At 44.4% G+C, this 19650-nt stretch carries 12 protein-coding genes; 2 read left to right on the forward strand and 10 right to left on the reverse strand.

From position 1 onward, the window contains the following. The 4 genes from AAHN97_RS23055 to AAHN97_RS23070 all read right to left on the reverse strand — a co-directional run bounded on the left by AAHN97_RS23055 (position 1) and on the right by AAHN97_RS23070 (position 6009). Positions 1–3291, reverse strand: coding sequence for a SusC/RagA family TonB-linked outer membrane protein (locus AAHN97_RS23055; protein ID WP_343304469.1), 3291 nt, complete (start codon positions 3289–3291; stop codon positions 1–3). Positions 3292–3491: 200 nt separating this feature from the next. Then, on the reverse strand, positions 3492–4571 hold the full coding sequence (locus AAHN97_RS23060; protein ID WP_343304470.1) for a FecR family protein: 1080 nt from the start codon (positions 4569–4571) through the stop codon (positions 3492–3494). A gap of 60 nt (positions 4572–4631) precedes the next feature. Continuing rightward, entirely contained in the window at positions 4632–5201 is a 570-nt protein-coding gene (locus tag AAHN97_RS23065) for an RNA polymerase sigma-70 factor (RefSeq protein WP_343304471.1), read from the reverse strand. Positions 5202–5319: 118 nt separating this feature from the next. Continuing rightward, positions 5320–6009, reverse strand: coding sequence for a DUF3575 domain-containing protein (locus AAHN97_RS23070; RefSeq protein ID WP_343304472.1), 690 nt, complete (start codon positions 6007–6009; stop codon positions 5320–5322). Positions 6010–6126: 117 nt separating this feature from the next. On the opposite strand from AAHN97_RS23070, the gene AAHN97_RS23075 reads away from it, so the two are divergent. After that, positions 6127–7740 (forward strand): WG repeat-containing protein, encoded by a 1614-nt coding sequence (locus tag AAHN97_RS23075; protein WP_343304473.1) that lies wholly within the window; start codon positions 6127–6129, stop codon positions 7738–7740. Between the two features lie 21 nt (positions 7741–7761). Beyond that, positions 7762–8595 (forward strand): ion transporter, encoded by an 834-nt coding sequence (locus AAHN97_RS23080; protein WP_343304474.1) that lies wholly within the window; start codon positions 7762–7764, stop codon positions 8593–8595. A gap of 155 nt (positions 8596–8750) precedes the next feature. Here AAHN97_RS23080 and AAHN97_RS23085 read toward each other — a convergent pair whose 3' ends face one another. The 6 genes from AAHN97_RS23085 to AAHN97_RS23110 form a co-directional block, all read right to left on the reverse strand. Further along, positions 8751–10091, reverse strand: a complete 1341-nt coding sequence (locus AAHN97_RS23085; RefSeq protein ID WP_343304475.1) for an ATP-binding protein — start codon at positions 10089–10091, stop codon at positions 8751–8753. A gap of 113 nt (positions 10092–10204) precedes the next feature. After that, positions 10205–11287 carry a PA0069 family radical SAM protein gene (locus tag AAHN97_RS23090; RefSeq protein WP_343304476.1) on the reverse strand — a complete coding sequence of 361 codons (1083 nt, stop codon included), beginning with the start codon at positions 11285–11287 and terminating at the stop codon, positions 10205–10207. A 49-nt stretch (positions 11288–11336) separates the two neighbouring features. Further along, entirely contained in the window at positions 11337–13115 is a 1779-nt protein-coding gene (locus AAHN97_RS23095) for a MutS-related protein (RefSeq protein ID WP_343304477.1), read from the reverse strand. Positions 13116–13321: 206 nt separating this feature from the next. After that, the gene (locus AAHN97_RS23100) at positions 13322–16657 is read right to left on the reverse strand and encodes a methylmalonyl-CoA mutase family protein (protein WP_343304478.1); all 3336 of its coding nucleotides are present in this window, start codon (positions 16655–16657) and stop codon (positions 13322–13324) included. 545 nt (positions 16658–17202) lie between these two features. Next, the gene (locus tag AAHN97_RS23105; protein WP_343304479.1) at positions 17203–17907 is read right to left on the reverse strand and encodes an NrtR DNA-binding winged helix domain-containing protein; all 705 of its coding nucleotides are present in this window, start codon (positions 17905–17907) and stop codon (positions 17203–17205) included. A 36-nt stretch (positions 17908–17943) separates the two neighbouring features. Beyond that, positions 17944–19578 carry an amidohydrolase gene (locus tag AAHN97_RS23110; protein ID WP_343304480.1) on the reverse strand — a complete coding sequence of 545 codons (1635 nt, stop codon included), beginning with the start codon at positions 19576–19578 and terminating at the stop codon, positions 17944–17946. Positions 19579–19650: the final 72 nt, after the last annotated feature.

Raw genomic sequence — 19650 nt, forward strand, 5'->3', positions numbered from 1 at the left:
TTAGAAGTTTACGTTGATACCAAAAGAGAACACTTTTTGCTGGAAATAATAGCGCGCCCTTTTACTGGCACTGCTCACACCGATCTCAGGATCGAGGTATTTTTCAGCAGAGAAAGTGAGCAGGTTCTGACCCGCAGTATAGATCCGTACGGAAGACATCCTTAACCTGTTGGTAAGATGAGCAGGAATAGTGTATCCCAGTTCTGCACTCTTCAATCTCAGGTAAGCACCATCCCTTTGCCAGAAAGAGGAAACCTGCTGGCTGTTGGTATTGGGAGAAGGGAGGATCACAGGATATTTGGCATCCCTGTTCTCAGGTGTCCAGTAATCCAGTTGTTCTTTAAAGATCTTGGCACCGTTGAAGTAAGGCAGTGAAGCTTCGTTCGTCAATTGAAAACTGCTCTTCGCTGCACCCTGCCACATCATGCTCAGGTCAATTCCTTTCCAGGCAAGATTGTATGTTAAGCCAAAGATCAATTGCGGGAATGCAGGATCACCGATCACCACCTGGTCATTATCATCAATCTTTTTATCACCATTGATATCTGCATACCTGATATCGCCGGGGATCAGTTTGCCGAACTGAGGAGGTGCTGCATCGATCTCTGCCTGTGATTGGAAAAGGCCAATTGCTTTCAAACCAAACTGCGTATCCAATGGTCTGCCCGTACGTCTTCTGTTCGGGTCGTTTAAGGTAGACGCGTTTTCAAATGTCTGTACCAGTTTGTTTTTGGCGTAGGAGAAATTGAAACCTGCATTCAGGATCAGCCCGTTTTTGAAAGTATTGGAAGAGTTGATAGAGAAATCAAAACCCTGGTTATCCATGATACCCGCGTTCACCTGTGAAATACCGATACCATATTCTACGGGCACAACGGCATTGGGTGTTACCAGCATATCTGAACGCCTTTCTTTAAAGAAGTCTACTTCAAATCCAAGTTTACCACCGAACAGTAAAGCCTCCAGGCCAATGTCTGATTTTTTCGCTGTTTCCCAGGTGATATTAGGATTGGGTTCACTTCTTTCAAAAACACCCTGTACCTGTGTGAACTGGGTGCCACCGAAGCCGTAGCTGCTGTTCAAACCGTAGCTGCTGAGGTATTGGAAGGGAGAACCTGCCAGGTTACCGGACACGCCATAAGAACCACGAAGTTTCAGGTTATCGATCCATTTGTAATTATCCTTGATGAATTTTTCTTCAGACAATCTCCATCCCAAAGAAACGGCCGGGAAGAAAGCGAACCTTTTGCCGGGCGCAAAGTAATAGTGCCCGTCATAACGACCAGAAAACTCCGCGATATACTTTTGGTTAAAGTCATACCCTAACCTGTATACAAATCCCAGTTGTTTATAAGAAGCAGAAGAGCCGCTGTTGTCAAGGTCGTTTTTGGAAGAGCTGCCGAGAGACAGTTCATCCAATGCTACCTGGTAGTTCAGGCGGGAAGCATCAAACGAGTTGTTATTACCCTGGCGGAGTTCACCTACCACCAATGCATTAAGGCCATGTTTACCAAAACTGCGTTTGTAAGTGATATAACCCTGTAAAGTGGTATTGATCGCTTCATCAAATCCCTGGCTTAAACTGGGAGCTACCACACCAGCTTTGGTGGGGATGAACTGGTCCTGCGCATTTAGAGAATAAATGGTGTAGGGAAGCTGCCACTGTTTGTTGGTGTTGTAATTCTTGTCGTACGCTGCTACAGCTTTGAATGAAAGGCCGGGTACTTCTGGTACAAATTGTTCGATGGAAAGTTGGGAGAAGAAAATGTTTTCTTTCTTCCTGTTATAACCGCTTTCATAAATGGAAGGCAACAGGCCATTACCTGGCAGACCATTGGAGAATTTCAGCGGGGTAGCGAGTAAAGGGGAGTTTTTAGTAACGGAGGTATAGATCCCTGTTCCGCTTTGTGAACCGGGGTTCTTGGTTACTTCAAAAGTGCCTTTAATATCTAAGGAAACAATGGTGGATTTTGTAGCGTTCACATCCAGGTTAGTGGCTAAGTTATACCGGGTATAATTGATCACATCCACAGAGCCCTGCTGATAAAGGCGGGCCAGTGAACTATAAAAGCGCATCTTTTCAGAGCCACCGGAAAAAGTGAGGTTCTGTTGATTCATCGGTGCTTCAAAGTCTATCACTTCCTTCATCCAGTCAACATCAGGATAATGATCAGGATCGGAATGGTCCCTGTACTTCTGCAACTGTGCATCTGTATAAGCGGGAGCAAGGCCTGCATTTTTATTTGCCACATTCAAAGTGGAAGCAAAACCATAAGCATCCAGGTAGTGCGGGTATTGGGTAGGACTTTGCAACCCGTACCAGGTACCAAAGCTCAGCTGGCTTTTACCCTGCTTACCTCTTTTGGAGGTGATCAGTATCACACCATTCGCGCCAGCCAGACCATAAGGTGCAATCGCCGCTGCATCTTTCAATACCGTGATGGTTTCAATTTCGTTGGGAGAGATCTGGGAAAAATTACGGGGGATACCATCCACAATCGTTAATGGCCCATTGCGGCTACCGGTTGTTCCAACACCTCTCACCCTGATCAGGGATGCATCTTCTCCCGGTTCACCACTATTCTGAAAAGCCAGCACACCGGAAACCCGGCCTGCGATGCTGTTATTCATATTGGCTACAGGGTTCCTGGCAATGTCCTCACTTTTCACTGTAGAAATCGCGGCCGTGGTGAATGCTTTTTTCTGTGTACCATAACCTACTACAATGATCTCATTCAGCCCCTTCGCCTCATCCTGTAAAATAATATCTATTGAAGTTCTTCCATTCACTGTTTGTTCCTGGTTCTGGAAACCGATATAAGTGATCACCAGTACTGCATTGTCTGGCACATCCAACGCAAACTGTCCTTCTGTATTGGTAGAAGTTCCTTTATTGGTGCCTTTTACCACGATCGTTACACCAGGTAAAGCAACGCCTTTACTGTCTTTTACTGTTCCCTTCAGCAACGCAAAACGGGTATCAGGGGAAGCTGTGATGGCAATCACACTGTCCGACAATAACCGGTAGTTCAGGTTCATGGGAGCCAGCAGGAGGGATAATACATCCGTTAATTTCTGGGTACCGTTGGTGCTGATGGACACCAGCTTATTGAGAGAAACCTCTTTTGAATTATAGAAAAAACGGCATCCTGTAGCAGTCTCAATTTTATCAAGCGCCTTTGAAAATCTGATATCTTTCGCTTCTAATGAGAGTTTAACGTCCTTCTGAGAGTATACTTTGGCGGACAACTGCATGCAAAATAGAAAAACAGCAATGAGCGTAAGTCGCATGGTCTTTTCAATTTGCTTAACATTAACCAGATGGCACAACCATCCGATAAGTAGATTTTTTTTCATACTTTTAGTTTTTACTGTTTTTTGGAAGATGCCTTCGACCGTAGCTTCCAATAAAAATTCAGGAGAAAGAAGGAGGGATGTTAGCGCATTCCTCTTTTTCTTTTATAGGCCTGTGTTATTATCCTGAATCACTTCTACTTATAAATAACAACCTGTTCATTATTAACTTTAAATTTAAAAGGTGCGATAACCTGTAGGAGTTTCAGCGCTTGCGTCAGGTTCTCATTCCTGAAGATGCCGGTAAGCTGGTATTCTTTAATGGCCTTGTCTTTAATAATGATCGAAACATTATATCTTCTTTCCATCATCAGGGCGAGGCTTTCAAAGCGTTCATTCCTGAAAATGAGTTTATTCTCTACCCATGCTGTTTCCACGATATCGTTTGTTTTCTCGAATGGTACAATGGTAGACACTTCAAAGACCTTTACTTCTTTTGATAGCGTTGGTTCTTTATGCTGCAACACCAGCTTTTCCCTGGGTACCATCAGCATTTTCTTTGCCGGGTCTTTCCGGAGCGACACTTCCAGGGAGCCTTCTATTAATGTGGTTTCTGTTCTCGAACTTCCTTCATAGGCTTTTACATTGAAGGTGGTGCCCAGGTCTTTAATATCCGCTTCGGCGGTATGAACAATAAAGTTGTATTCATCGTGATGGACCACTTTAAAATAAGCCTCCCCGCTCAGGTATACTTCCCTTTTAGTAAGACTAAAATTAGCGGGATAGCTCAGTTTACTGCCGGCATTCAGCCATACCGTTGTACCATCTGCCAGTGTAATATGTTTCCTGGCTCCTTTAGGTGCCACAATCTCATGCATGGCCACCACTGCCGCTTCTTTTACCACGGCCGGTTTAAAGATCAGCCATGCTGCCAGTGAGAATACTGCAACACCTGCAAAAACAGCAGCAAAGCGGTATAGGTACCTGTATTTTGAAGGGGCCGCAGGCTGCACCTGCCGGTCTGTTTCTTCCAGTTTTGTTAATAATATTAAGTTCAGTCTTTCCGGCTCTATCCTGTTATCCAACAATGATTTGATCTCCTGCACATATTCCTGTGTAACATCATCCATCTGGTAAACTGCCTGGATCAGTTCGTAGGAATACCATAATTCAGGCTCAGAAGCCAGCAGTGCTCTTAGTTCTTCTTCCTCCTCTAATGTGATGGAATGGGATAATTCTTTACCCATCAAGAACCAGATCCTGTTGGTATCTTTCATTTGATTTAGGTTGCTTTTACTGATAAGACAAGAAAAAAGGGGGATTCTACTAAGTGCGGGTCAATATTTTTTTGAAAGCCCCTGGCGGTTGAAAGTGCTCACGGCCTGCACCAGTTTTTTGAGGGCAATGGCCAGTTGTACATCAATGGTATTAACGGAAAGATCGAGTTGTTCGGCCACATCTTTGTTGCGCAGTCCTTCTATGCGCACCATTTCATAGATCTGCCGGCATCTTGGGGGGAGGGACTGGATGGCATTTCTGATGCAGTCGCTGAGTTCGGTGGAAATAACAATGCTTTCGGGGTCAATGGCAGTGAGGTCCTGTACAGGTATACCGGATAAAAAGGACTGTTCTTCTTTTAGTTTTACCATCAGGTTTAGGCAGGCATTTCTCACGGCGGTAAAGAGAAAAGCCCGGAGATTACTGATGCCTGCAATGTTTTCTTTCTTCTGCCAAACCTTGTACAGCACATCGTTCACGATCTCCTCCGCAGGCTCTTTTGCCTTCAGATAAGCCGTGGCAAATTGCAAAAGCACAGGCTGGTATTGCTTGTACAAAAACTTGTATGCATCCCCGTCCTTCTTTTCAGCAATCAGATCAATAAAGATTTGAGTAACAGACTCCATCATATGAACCCCGTGGTATGGTCCTGCAATATCCGGAACCAATATCGCTTATTAAATAAATCGACATTTTCTTTGTGTTAAGAATCCGGTATAGCTAAAATACTGTTTTTATGCGATGCAATTAAAAACAATATCCCATCCGTACGCCCATAGGTATATGCAGATAGGTTCCGGGCTCCTCGAATCTGGGGATGATCTCTATTACCTTATCCATTGGTTCTACAGTGCCGGCAGGTTTCCCGAAAATGTCCTTGAACTTTAAACCCAGTCCTGCATACATTTCTACCATGAAGCGATCTTTTCTTCCAAAACGTGCCTGGAAACCTATATTAGCAGCGCCCGCAAACACTTGTTTCTTAGCCTCATAATACACCGGTTCATAATCGATGCCGGTAGGACCGCTGCCACTGAGTACCTCTCTAAAAGTACTGTCCTGGAATGTTGTCTGCTTATAAGTTCCCTGCAGGCTGAAAAATCCTCTAAAGCTCCTGTGTTTGCCGGGGAAATAATATCTTAATTCAGGCTGGATACGAAAACCCTTGCCATTGCCCTCTTCCTCTAAAGTGTATAACAAAGCCGTTCCTTCCAGTACCACCGCCCAATGCAGGGAAGCGCGATATTCGAAAGCCAGGCTGGGCCCGCCCTCTAATTCATGCAAAGAAAAGAGATTGGTACTGATAACCAGGCCGGGCTTCGGCGGGATCACAACAGGAGCTGGTCTTGGCTTAGGGCGTTTTGGCCAGCGGAACTTTTTGTCTTGCGCCATAGCTAAATTGGCTATGAAAAGGAACAGGCAAAGGAAGCGTAACATGGAGGTGTTATTTAGATTTTGGTCGAGGGCACTAATCTTATCATTTAAACGAGCATAAATAATAATAAGTTACAGGAAGAAAGCCGTAAATTGGAAATGAAAACCTATATCCTTGCTATGAAACCGCTGTATTTTATCCTGCTTTGCCTCATCTCCGGCACTGCCTATTCCCAGGAAGAAACTCCTATATACAAAGAACCGGAAAAGCTTCCCTTTAAAGACGCAAAACCTACACAACAAAATGGAAAGATGGGTTTGCTTAATACAAGAACTATAGAGCTCCTGATCCCATTCGAATACGATCAGATAGAGAAGATCACAGATGCTTTCCCCTATGTAATTGCTAAACAGCAGGGAGGTTTCGGCGTACTGAATGCACAGGGAAAAGTGATCATCCCTTTCGAATACCAGCAACTGGAGTTCTATAATATCTCTTCTAAAGATCATTTTGAGGAAGCGCTTTCCTCCAATGATTTTGTATTTAAAGTAAAGAAAAATGGATTATTCGGTTTCATCGATATACGGCATAAACAAGTGCTCGCTATTCAATACGACAAGTTCAATTATTATGAAAAAGGCCAGCCCTTCCCGGCCTCCATGGGAGGGAAATGGGGGATCATCAATTTACAGGGGGAAATAAAAGTTCCTTTTCAGTATGAAGAAATGGAAGGCATAGACAATGCATACGTTGTAAAACAGAAAGGTCTGAAAGGCATTATATCAAAAGAAGGAAAGGTACTCTTAGCAAACCGGTACGCATCTATTGATCGTTATAGGAATAGCGATTCCAAACCTTTGCGGTACTACATTGTTACAGATAATTCAAAAAAGGGCCTGTGGGATGCAAAGGCAAAAACACTGTGTATACCTCCTGCATACGACAAAATAGAAGATGCCTGCGATGGCAACTTCATCGTAACATCCAATAATAAATATGGAGTGATCAATACACAGAACCATCCACTTCTCCTTATCGAATATGACCTGTTGAAGTTTTTGTCTCTTAAAGACAGTAAACAGCCCCTATTGGCTATGCTAAAGGGAAAATATGGCCTGATCGATCTGTCAAAAAAGAAGCTGGCCGATTTTCAGTATGACGATATTCAAAGTTTATCCGGAGGATTCTACAAGGTGTGCAACAATGGTCAATGCAAAGCAATAGATGCACAAGGCCGTGTGATCACGAAAGCGTCCTATGATCATATTGGCGTTTTTGTAGATGGTGAAGCAAGTGTTTTTAAGGGAAAAGAAATGAGCACCATCAATACCCAGGGAGATCCCGGTAGATTCAGTCCATTGGATGGCGGAGGTTACTCAAACCTGAAAACCCTGCTTGAAGCATTTGTAACTGCCGTCAATTCAAAGAATGACTCCACGCTCCGCGCATTCTGCAAAAATGTAACGGCAGACCAACACACCGTAGCATTTTTAGAACGAAGCGGCTTCAAAGATTCGCCGCTTTTATATGACCTCCGCACTAAAGCATATACACTTGAAAATATTCCGGACATGTGGTTTGAGCGGTTGAAACGGCACATCGCAAAGCTGAACGATTTACAGTATATAGATAACGGCAGAACCTACCTGCAAAATGAACAACTCTCCGTGGAAAGTGTGGTAGGGCCAACAACATTTAAATCCGGAGACAAAGAAGTAAAGATCAACCTCGGAGGCTTGATGAGGATAGATGGAATATGGAAGGCCTTCTCATATCCTTATCTGAGGGATTAGTATTTTTCAGTAAATTCAATCATGAAACAGGAAAGCCCAGATACTACAGCTGTTCGCTCATGGCAATCCAGGTTGCATGAAGTCATTTACGAATCTCACACCAAAGCCGGAAAAATATTCGATGTCACCCTGCTGGCTTTTATTATTATCAGTATTATAATAGTGATGCTGGACAGTGTGGAAGAACTACATGAAACTTATGGCAGGTTCTTCTTTATCATGGAATGGTTTTTCACTTTGGCTTTTACTGCAGAATACATCCTAAGGCTGCTCTGCATCCGCAGGCCCTTCAGGTATGTGTTCAGTGTATTGGGTATTATAGATCTGCTGGCTATTATTCCCAGCTATCTGAGTTTTCTATATATCGGCGCACAATCTTTACTGGTGCTCCGGGCATTGCGTTTATTAAGAGTATTCCGGATATTCCGGCTGGTGCATTTTTTATCAGAGATGCGCTTTTTATACGTAGCAGTAACAAACAGTGTCCGGAAGATCAGCATTTTCATTTTGTTTGTGCTCAGTACTGTTGTTATCCTTGGTTCTGTGATATACCTGGTAGAAGGCCGCACCAATGGATTCACCAGCATCCCTCAATCTGTTTACTGGGCTATTGTTACTATTACAACGGTAGGTTATGGGGATATAGCACCTGTTACTCCGCTTGGTAAGATCATCGCCAGTTTTATTATGTTGCTGGGTTATGGCATCATAGCAGTACCTACCGGGATTGTTACTACGGAGATGGCGCTTGCCGCTAAAAATCAAAAGCAGGAAAGCCAGGCTTGTCCTTCCTGTGGGCGGGAAGGGCATGATCATGATGCCAGGTTTTGTAAGTATTGTTCTGCGAAGCTTTGAAGTAGAAGGCAAAAAGTCGGTGTTATAATCATTCAAACGCTCAATTTTATTACTAATTGATTTTAAATATTTTAAATAAATATGAATATTTTCCATGGCCCCTTTACCCCCCATTTGGCCCCTATTTGGCCCCTTTGACCCATTTTTTGGCCCCTTTAGGAATCCCACATTCTCCTTGGTTGAAAAGTATAATTAGTTCCCTTTCCGGTAGTTCCTGATTTCTTTATAACCCCTTTTTCAATGAGTTCTTGTAGATCTCGTGAAGCGGTTCGCTTAGAAACATTGGCCAGCTCCTGGTATTGAGCATTGTTGATTTTCCCATGCTCTTTAATATATAGCAGTGCTGCAATCTGTCGCTCTTCCAGATTCTGCCTTCTTAAAAATTCCTCTGTAAATTCCTTAAAGAACGTAATACTAAAACCACCCTGCTCCTCTTTTATCAATAGTTCTGGTAACCCTGCCTCGAAACATGCATCGATTATTTTAACTGTCCCTCTACCCCAGGATTCAATGTAACCAGCTTTAAAAAATACATTCGCAATATTCCGGTTGCGAGGATAAGAGGAATGGTCCGTTTTTAACTGTTCGACACTCAATTCTTCTGGTAAACTTCCTGGATTCCATATATGCAGGCGGTCATCGTACACCCGAAGAAACGTATAAGTACTCGAATAGTCTTTATGAATAATCGCATTTAATATGGCTTCCCTCAAAGCCTGCTCCGGGTATTCCAATGGCTCCATCCTTTCGAGTCCTTCATATGAAATAGGACGAACGAGATATTTGGCTTTTAGAATCTCCATCACCTTATCTGGCATTTCGAAAATATTTGTCTCAACGATATCCTGGAACAACAGATCGTGGCTTGATTCTCCAAATCTCCCTATTTTGAAACTTGCAGTAACATTAACCTTTGAGGGATTATTTCCAAAAAGCAGTATTGCCGCATTGGTTAGCTGCCCTTGCTCTGTCATAAGGCCAAGATTCTTTACAAGAAGTTCAGTGCTAATTTTAGATGTATCTGCAGGTATTCGATCCTTCTCAATCGCTTTAACAATGAATGCTTGAATTGTGGTTTTATTGAGATCCTTCAAAAAGGCACTTTCCACCGGTATATCCTCCCATTTCTTTCCAATCTTATTCAATAGCAAATGCTGTAGCGATATTCCTTTTAATTCCTGCTTAGTGCTTCCACTACGATAATGGTAAGCACCATGATAAGATATTGGTACATTACTTACCGGAATATCAATTTCAAGATAGTATTTCTCTTCCTTCTGATGTAGGTTAACATCAACAACCAACCCTAAATGGTTAACAACTTTGTTGGGTATATCATCCATCATCTTTTTATATTCATCAACTCCGGTTATCACACCCTTATCATCCACACCAATAAATATCTTACCTCCTTGCGCATTTGCAAAACCACATATCCATTTAAGATATTCATCCCTCCATGATTGTTTATATTCTATGTTTTGCTGTTCTGTCATACATAGTATGAGTTGATAAAGAAGCTATCAGGGGGAATAGTTAGGTATAAAAACTTATGCACAAAAAAGCCTTCAGATAATTAAATCTGAAGGCATCGAAATTCATAATACCCTCAAAACAAACTCAACTGACTCGTAGGCCTTTGAAACAATGAAGTATTAAACTCAAACCGTTCCTGGTTCATCCCCAGCCTTTTTGTGTGCACCTTAAACTGCTGCTTGATCAACTCTGCAATATTCCCTTCTCCACGCATCCGTCTTCCAAAATCACTATCATTCACTTTTCCGCCATGCATACTTTCAATCAGGTGCCACACTTTATCGGCCCTGTCCGGGAAATTCTTATACAACCAATCATTGAAGATGATCTTCACAGCATCGTTCAAACGCACCACCGTATACCCAGCATACTTAGCTCCATTTGCAGAAGCCTGCTCCAGCAAACGCGGGATCTCATGATCTGTTAACCCGGGAATGATCGGTGCCGTCATCACCCCAACCGGAACACCTAATTCAGACAACTCCCTGATCACCTTCAAACGCTGCGCCGCAGTGGCTGTGCGGGGTTCCATCTTCTGCCGCAGATCTTCCTGTAAAGAAGTGAGGGAGATGTATACACACACCAGCTTCTGCTCCGCCATTTGCTGCAGGATATATTTATCTCTCAGTACCAGGGAATTTTTGGTGATGATGCCAATGGGCTGTTTATATTCCAAAGCCACTTCCAGCAACTGCCGCGTGATGAACATTTTGCGTTCTATAGGCTGGTAACAGTCTGTGTTGCCGGACAGCGAAAGTGGTTTAGGCACCCAGTTCTTGTTGTTCAGGAATTTACGTAATAGTTCCGGGGCATTGTTCTTCACCACGATCTTCCTTTCAAAATCAAGGCCTGCACTAAAGCCCCAATATTGATGTGAGTTCCGGGCGTAACAATAGATACAGCCGTGCTCACATCCTTGGTAGGGGTTCATGGAATACCACATGCCCACATCAGGACTATCCACCTTATTGACAAGCGTTTTGGAATGTTCCTCAAAGATCTGGGTAGGCACATCCGCCTGCCACCATTCATCGATAGCTTCAGGATGTTCTTTGGCGTATTCCTCTGCCAGGAACCTGTTCTTAGGGTTCAGTTGGGCGCCTCTCCCTTTGTAGTAAGGATTTTCTAATGGTGTGTCGGAAAATGGGAGCGTCATAGACACTAATAATTTTAGTAAATGTACTAATTTTATTAGCAACGGCAAATTAAATAATTCCCATCTGTTTCATGAGGAAGGTGGCATTTTTATTCCTGGCAATACCTGGCCGCATACGGTAATCGAAATGCAGCTGCCCGTTTTCCAGGGAACTTTCAAAACAATAATTCCGGATATGCTGCGGATTTTCCGCTTCCAGGGCACCCAGTTCCAGGTCATGTGTGGCAATCATACCCAAACAACTGTAACGCAGGAAATGCCGGATCAGCTGTTGCGAGCCGGAGAGTTTATCTTCTGAGTTGGTGCCTTTGAGTATTTCATCGAGGATGATGAAAACGGGCTGCCCTGTTTTTAATACTTCAATAATATGTTGCAGACGTAGCAATTCTGCCTGGAAGTAAGAAGTATGCCGCGCAATGGAATCTTTGATCCGCATGGAAGTCATAATACGCAGGGGGCTACAGGAAAAACTGGCTGCACATACCGGCGCACCCGTCATGGCCAGCAACCAGTTCACGCCTACGCTTCGCAGGAAAGTACTTTTGCCGGACATGTTGGAACCTGTGATAATTAAGAACTGTTCCCCATGCCCGATGCTGCAGTCATTCGTTACACTCTCTGCTGTGGGGATCAGGGGATGGCCTATAGCAGTGCCTTTCACGCCTTGCGTGGCAGTGACCTGCGGATAAGTATAGTTGGGATGATTGTAAGCAAAAGTAGCCAGGCTGTTCGCCGTTTCCAGTTGTGCGATCACGCCCGTCCATGTACTTAGTTTATTTCTATACCGTTCTTTCCAGCGCTCTAATCTAAATGCGCAATGCAGATCATAGAGGATCACGGAATTAAGTACTACGCCCACAAGTAAGTTGAGGCGCTGGTCCAGTTGATTACTGATCTTTGCCAGTTGATGCATGGCCTTATCCGCTTCTGCGGCAGTTTGCTGCTGTTCCTGCAACAGGGACGATCCTTTCCAGTCTGCCTGTTTGATCATTTGCAGCAGCATCGCCAGTTTCTTCAGTACCTTTTCTTTATTGGAAAGCAGGTTATGCATGGCGGTAACCTTTGCTACATTCAGCAGCAGGATGCACCAGTTCACCATCAAACTCAAAATGAAATAAACATAATTACCTGTCACCGCGTAGTATACAATGGCCAGCAACACCAATACCGGCATCACCCAACTAGCAATGTACAAAGCTTTCTTTTGAATGAATTGCATCGGTGCATCCAACCATTGTTGAATACCGCGCACATCATCTTTTCCTTCATCCGCTAATTCTGCGTGTGCCGTAAAGTGCTGGCGGAAATCTATTTCTGCAGATAACACCTTCACAGCATCCTGCACGGCTGTTATCTTTGAAGGCTCCGTTAAAGGCGTTTGCAATGTAGCAGCCAGGTGTTGTTTTCCGGAATAGGTACCTGTTCTGTTCAGGTATTGAAAAAGAGAAGAAGGCCCAAAAACATCCAGGTCGCCGGAAAAATCATGTTGATCGTTGATGAATTCTTCTCCGTCTTCGAACTCCGCGATCTGTTCTGTTACTACACGCAATTCTTTCTGGTTCAACCGCAGCAGGCCTCTCAGTAAGGCTTCGCGGTCTTTTGCTTTCTGGTAGAATACAAGCGAGGCTATAAAAGCGGTCACCAGCAGGGCTACAAAAATTATCCAGATCAGTTCGAAACTGGTGCTAAAATACTGCCAGCCTGTAAATAATATACCAATGAAACATACAAGGCGCGCCACGCTCAGGTTCTTCAGATGGCCTTCCGTCTGTGCCAGTTGTTTCTTAAATAAGTCGATGCGTTGTTGATAAGTTGATGCCGGTTGCATACCGGAAAGATAATATAAAAGCCCGGGTGTTGGAATACCCGGGCTTTTTATAATATAAATGTTGATGTGGTCTGCTTTTGCGCTTTACTCAGCCGCCGTTGTGTCACTCACTTCAACGGTTTGTTCTTTGTTGAACAGAAGTATCTGCCACTTATATGACCGGCCTTATTTACTTGATCAGGTAGTTGTTTACCACCCACTACAGCCTACATATTCCTTCTATACTGCCCACCCACTTCGTACAAGGCATTCGTGATCTCTCCCAGCGAACAATATTTCACCGTTTCCATCAACTCCTCAAAAAGGTTCCCGTTCTGTACGGCTACTTCCTGCAAGCGTTTCAGCTTTTCCCCTGCATCAAAGGAATGTCTTTCTTTAAAAGACAGCAGTGTATTGATCTGGAACTCTTTTTCTTCTGTTGTGGAACGGATCACTTCCATCGGGATCACTGTAGGTGAACCATTTTTATTCAGGAAAGTATTCACCCCAATGATCGGGAATTCCCCGGTATGTTTCAGTGATTCATAATACAGGCTTTCTTCCTGTATCTTATTCCGCTGATACATTCTTTCCATTGCACCCAATACACCACCTCTTTCTGTGATACGCTCAAACTCAGCCAGCACAGCTTCTTCCACCAGGTCCGTCAGTTCCTCAATAAAGAAACTTCCCTGGTTAGGGTTTTCATTATTGGCTGTACCTAACTCCCTGTTGATGATCAGCTGAATAGCCATTGCGCGGCGCACACTTTCTTCTGTTGGTGTGGTGATGGCTTCATCATAAGCATTTGTATGCAGTGAGTTACAGTTATCGTAGATCGCATACAATGCCTGCAAGGTGGTACGGATATCATTGAAATCTATTTCCTGCGCATGCAAGCTACGGCCTGAGGTCTGGATATGATATTTCAGCTTCTGTGAACGGTCATTCCCCTTGTATTTATACTTGATAGCTTTTGCCCAGATCCTCCTTGCAACACGGCCGATCACTGCATATTCAGGGTCCATGCCATTACTGAAGAAGAAAGAAAGGTTCGGTGCAAAATCATCGATGTTCATGCCACGGCTCAGGTAATATTCTACATACGTAAAGCCGTTAGCGAGCGTAAATGCCAGTTGTGTAATAGGATTAGCACCTGCCTCTGCAATATGGTATCCTGAGATACTCACAGAATAGAAATTACGCACTTTGCGGGTGATGAAATATTCCTGCACATCCCCCATCAGTTTCAGCGCAAATTCCGTAGAGAAGATACAGGTGTTCTGCGCCTGGTCTTCCTTCAGGATATCAGCCTGCACAGTACCACGCACAGTGCTCAATGCATATGCCTTCAGTTTTTTATATACTTCAGGTTCCAGTACATCACTCCCTGAAATCCCCAGCAGCTGAAGCCCCAGGCCATTATTGCCATGTGGCAGTTCACCGGCATATACAGGATGATCTTTGAATTTCTTTTTAATGATCGCATTCACCTTATCCGTCAATCCATTCTCCGCAATGTATTTCTCACACTGCTGATCGATGGCGGCATTCATAAAGAAGGCCAGCAGGATAGGCGCGGGGCCATTGATGGTCATGGACACAGAGGTCTTGGGATCGCAGAGATCAAAACCGCTGTATAATTTCTTGGCATCATCCACTGTGGCAATGCTCACACCGGAGTTACCGATCTTTCCATAGATATCCGGACGATAAGCCGGATCTTCTCCATATAATGTTACGCTGTCAAAAGCCGTGGAAAGCCTTTTGGCGGGCTGGTCTACAGACACATAGTGGAAGCGTTTGTTTGTTCTTTCAGGACCACCTTCTCCGGCAAACATCCTTGTTGGATCTTCTCCTTCCCGTTTCAGCGGGAATACACCTGCTGCATAAGGAAATTCTCCCGGCAGGTTTTCCATTAGTTGCCAGCGGAGGATATCGCCCCAGTCTTTATACTGCGGTAAAGAAATTTTAGGGATGCGGGAATGAGATAGGCTTTCTGTATACAAAGGCAGTTTGATCTCTTTATCCCTCACCTGGAAGGCATAATAATCTGCTGTATATTTCTCCTGCAATGCAGGCCAGCCGGTGATCAGGGCTTTACATTCTGCATTCAGCTGTGATTGCAAATGGCGGCTGATCTCTTCCAGTTCTTCTACCTGCGAAAGCCCCGGTACTTTTAACACCCCTTCTACCTGGTACCATTGTGTGGCAATAGCACATTGTTCATTTACCCAACTACTATATGCTGCAATACTTTCCCCGATCTCTGCGAGGTAACGTACGCGCGATGGCGGAATGATGAGGGATTTGGTGGAAGTTTCATAAACAGGTTTATCCGGTTTGTCTTCTCCAAAATGCACGCTCGTTTTTTCCACGATGCGATGCATGAGCCTGCTGAATAACTGATTCACACCGGGATCATTGAACTGGGAAGCAATGGTACCTACTACCGGCAGGTCTTCATCTTTGGCATCCCACAATCCGTTGTTACGTTTATATTGTTTGCGCACATCATGCAAGGCATCCAGTGCGCCGGCTTTATCAAATTTATTAATGGCGATCAGATCAGCGTAATCCAGCATGTTGATCTTTTCCAACTGAGAGGCGGCACCATATTCCGGTGTCATAATATATAAAGCCACATCACAATAATCTACGATCGCTGTATCACTTTGCCCGATACCGGAAGTTTCCAGGATAATAAAATCAAAGGCGGCCGCTTTACAGATATCTATTGCTTCCTGGATGTGCAGGCTAATAGCCTTATCACTTTCGCGGGTGGCAAGGGAACGCATGTATGCACGGGGATGGTGGATGCTGTTCATCCGGATACGGTCTCCCAATAAGGCACCTCCGGTTTTTTTCTTGGAAGGGTCTACTGAAATAACCGCGATGGTTTTATTATCATATTCATGTAAGAAGCGGCGGACGAGTTCATCCGTTACACTGCTTTTACCGGCACCACCGGTACCTGTTATACCCACAACAGGTGTTTTTCCTGCCAGGGCTTTCAGTCCTGCCAGTTGGCCATTCATCGCAAAGTTCTCTGCGTAGGTAATGGCTTTCGCTATTTCCGGCGCATCGTTTTGCGTAAGTTTTACCTTAGCAAGGTCCCATTCCCCCTTTTGCACGGTTTCAAAATCACACTGGCGCACCACATCTTCTATCATCCCGCCCAAACCAAACTTGCGTCCATCATCCGGAGAATAGATCCGGGTGATGCCATAAGCATGCAGCTCTTCAATTTCTGAAGGAAGGATAGTACCGCCGCCACCACCAAAAATGCGGATATGGCCACAGTTCTTTTCCTTCAACAGGTCGTACATGTATTTGAAGAACTCAATATGCCCTCCCTGGTAAGAAGTAACGGCAATACCCTGTGCATCTTCCTGGATGGCACAGTCAACAATTTCTGCAGCAGAACGGTTATGACCCAGGTGGATCACTTCTGCTCCTGTACTTTGCATGATCCGGCGCATGATATTGATGGCAGCATCGTGTCCATCAAAAAGAGCGGCTGCTGTAACAATGCGAACCTTGTGTTGTGGTGTATATGACATAAGGAATGCAAGTTACGAAAATAGCGGCTGTAGCACGTTGCAGCAGAGAATTAGTATCAATTGAATAAGAAGAGATAATCCTTGGAAATTGTTTAACCGCAATCGGTTATGAATGGATAAAAACGAAAGAGGCTGCATAGAAAGGAACGAACCTTCGTAAACAGCCTCTTCAGCAGAAAAAATGTACATGCATCAATTCTGCCAGGTCATAACGTGGAATCGATAAAACGCGATATATAATATTTTTGAAACCACCTTTAGTGGCTACTGTGACGAGCGAAAACGGGTTTGCTGGAATTTTAAAATGATTCTGGTCTTTTTAAGATTTTTGGTTGTCTGGCTACTGTGAAATCAATAAGGATACACACTGTGTATATCTTACACAATCTTAATTAAAATTTTGTTAAAAAACAAATTTCCCTGGCAATTCCTTGAAATATGCAGGAATAGGGAATCTGCCATGGCAGGGGCATACCACCCTCCAAAACGCACAGGGAAAAGCATTCTGATGCTTGAAATTATTTTAGCGAGAGGTTAAAATCCTATCAAAAACCAAGACTTTTCTTGTGTTGCTGGTTGTACTTATCCTGGTTGAAGCCATACAATTTGGCCGGGCGGTGCCTTACCTCCTGCTCTTCTTCATTCAGGTCTATCAGGTAATCCATGGCAAAGAATTTCTTGCGGAAGTTGCGCCTGTCCAGCTTCACATCCAGGATAGCTTCATAGAGGTTCTGTAATTCACGGAGGGAAAACTTCTTGGGCAGCAGGTTGAAGCCCACGGGCTGCTCAATCACTTTATGCTGCAGGCGTTGGTAACAGGTGGCCAGAATGTCCTTATGGTCAAAAGCCATCTGTTTGATATCCTTTACCGCATGCCAGTGGAGTTCGTTGGAATGGGTCTTTAATTCTACGTGTTGTATGTTCACCAGTGAATAGTAAGCAATGGTGATCACCCTTCCGGCAGGATGGCGATTAAGACCACCAAAAGCCTGCACCTGTTCCATATACACATCCTCCAAACCTGTACGCTCACGCAATACCCGGTAGGCAGCCGTTTCCAGATCTTCATCAGGATGAACGATGTCTCCCAGCAATGACCATTTTCCTTTGAACTCTTTGAGATCGGATTCAATGAGCAGTACTTTCAGTTCATCCTCGTCAAAGCCGAATATTACACAATCGATGGAGATAGCTGCTTTAAAATAATCTTTGATCTCGGTTAGATGGGTGTTAATGTTTTTGGTGTACATACTACTTAATCGTGGAATGTATTAAATATAGCAAATTTATAACTGATGCAACGCTTTGCCGTAAATATATGTGGCAATGATCTGTGTGTTCAGTATTTTTTCTTCGGGCACTTTCATCAGGTCCTGGTTGGTGATCACAAAATCCGCCACCTTACCGGGTTCCAGGCTGCCCTTTTGATGTTCTTCAAAAGAAGCGCGCGCCGCCCAGATGGTCATGCCTTTCAGGGCTTCTTCTCTTGTAAGTGCATTCTCCTTTTGAAACCCGCCGGCCGGGAACCCTTTACTATCCTTCCGTACAACGGCGGCATAGAAAGTACGCAGCGGGCTGATATCCTCTACCGGAAAGTCTGTTCCCAATGGTATCCAGCCATTCTGTTTCAACAGGTCCTTAAACGCATACGCATAATGCAGCCGTTTATCTCCCAAACGGTCTCCCGCCCAGTACATATCTGAAGTGGCATGTGTGGGTTGAACGGAAGGTACAATGTTGTCGTCCCCGAACCAGTGAAAGTCCACGGAATCCAATACCTGCGCATGTTCTATCCGCCAGCGTTTGTTATTCTTTCCTTTTAATACTGCTGCATAGATCTTCAGGATCTCGCGGTTAGCGGAATCGCCGATGGCATGTGTACACATCTGGATATCTGTATTGACCAGTTGTGTTGCCCTGTCTGCAAAGTATTTCGCGTCTTTCAACAGAAATCCTTTCCACCCCGGTTTATCTGCATAATCATGCAGCAGGCAGGCGCCACGGGAACCTAATGCGCCATCCCCATAGAATTTGATGCTCCTCACCTGGTAGCGCTCCCGGATGTAAGGGCCTTTTTTCAGCAGCCAGTTGATATTATCTTCCTGGTCACTTAACATGATATTCAAACGCAGTTGCAGTTTACCTTCTTCATACAACTTCCCGATCATTTCAACATCGGCTACAGAAAGCCCGCAATCCGTAATACTGGTCAGGCCAGCTTCTATGCATTTTTCCTGTGCAGCCATCAGGCGTATGGTGAATTCTTCTTTTGAAGCAGCGGGTATTTTTGAACCCACCAGCTTGATCGCATTATCTATTAAGATGCCGGTTAGTTTTCCCTGGATGGTTTCTACGGTTCCGCCGGTCAGGGTTTGTCCTGCTTTTACACCTGCTGCATCTAATGCAGCCTGGTTGGCAATGGCAGCATGGCCATCTATACGTTCCAGTAATACGGGTGTAGTTGGAAACAAACTGTCCAGCCGGGATTTGTTGGGAAAGGTTTTGAGAGCCCAGTCGTTCTGGTCCCAGCCCCTTCCTTCTATCCAGGCTGTTTCATTCTTCGATCCAAAAGCCCTCACTCTTTCTATCACTTCATCCCAGCTCTTTGTGCCAACAAGGTCTACCTGCCGGAGTGATTGCCCATATCCCACAAAATGTGCATGGGCATCATTGAAGCCGGGGTACACGGCTGCTCCTTTTATGTCTATGCTGGAATCTGTATCATATTGCTGAAGGATAAATTCATTGCTGCCGCGGGCGAGGATCTTTCCTCCTTTAATGGCCATGGCCTCTACCACGCTGAAAAGGGAATCTGCTGTATAAATAACGCCGTGGTGGATAATGAGGTCTGCCTTTTCTTTCTGCTGGCCACAGGCTGTAAAAAAGAGGAAAAGGGTTACGGTATAGATAACTTGTTTCATACCAGAATTTTAAGATGGGCCGTTCGCACTATAGAACTAAAGTTTAAATTTACGGCAGACTTTTGACTTATC

This window comes from Chitinophaga niabensis (assembly GCF_039545795.1).
GTDB classification, from domain to species: domain Bacteria; phylum Bacteroidota; class Bacteroidia; order Chitinophagales; family Chitinophagaceae; genus Chitinophaga; species Chitinophaga niabensis_B.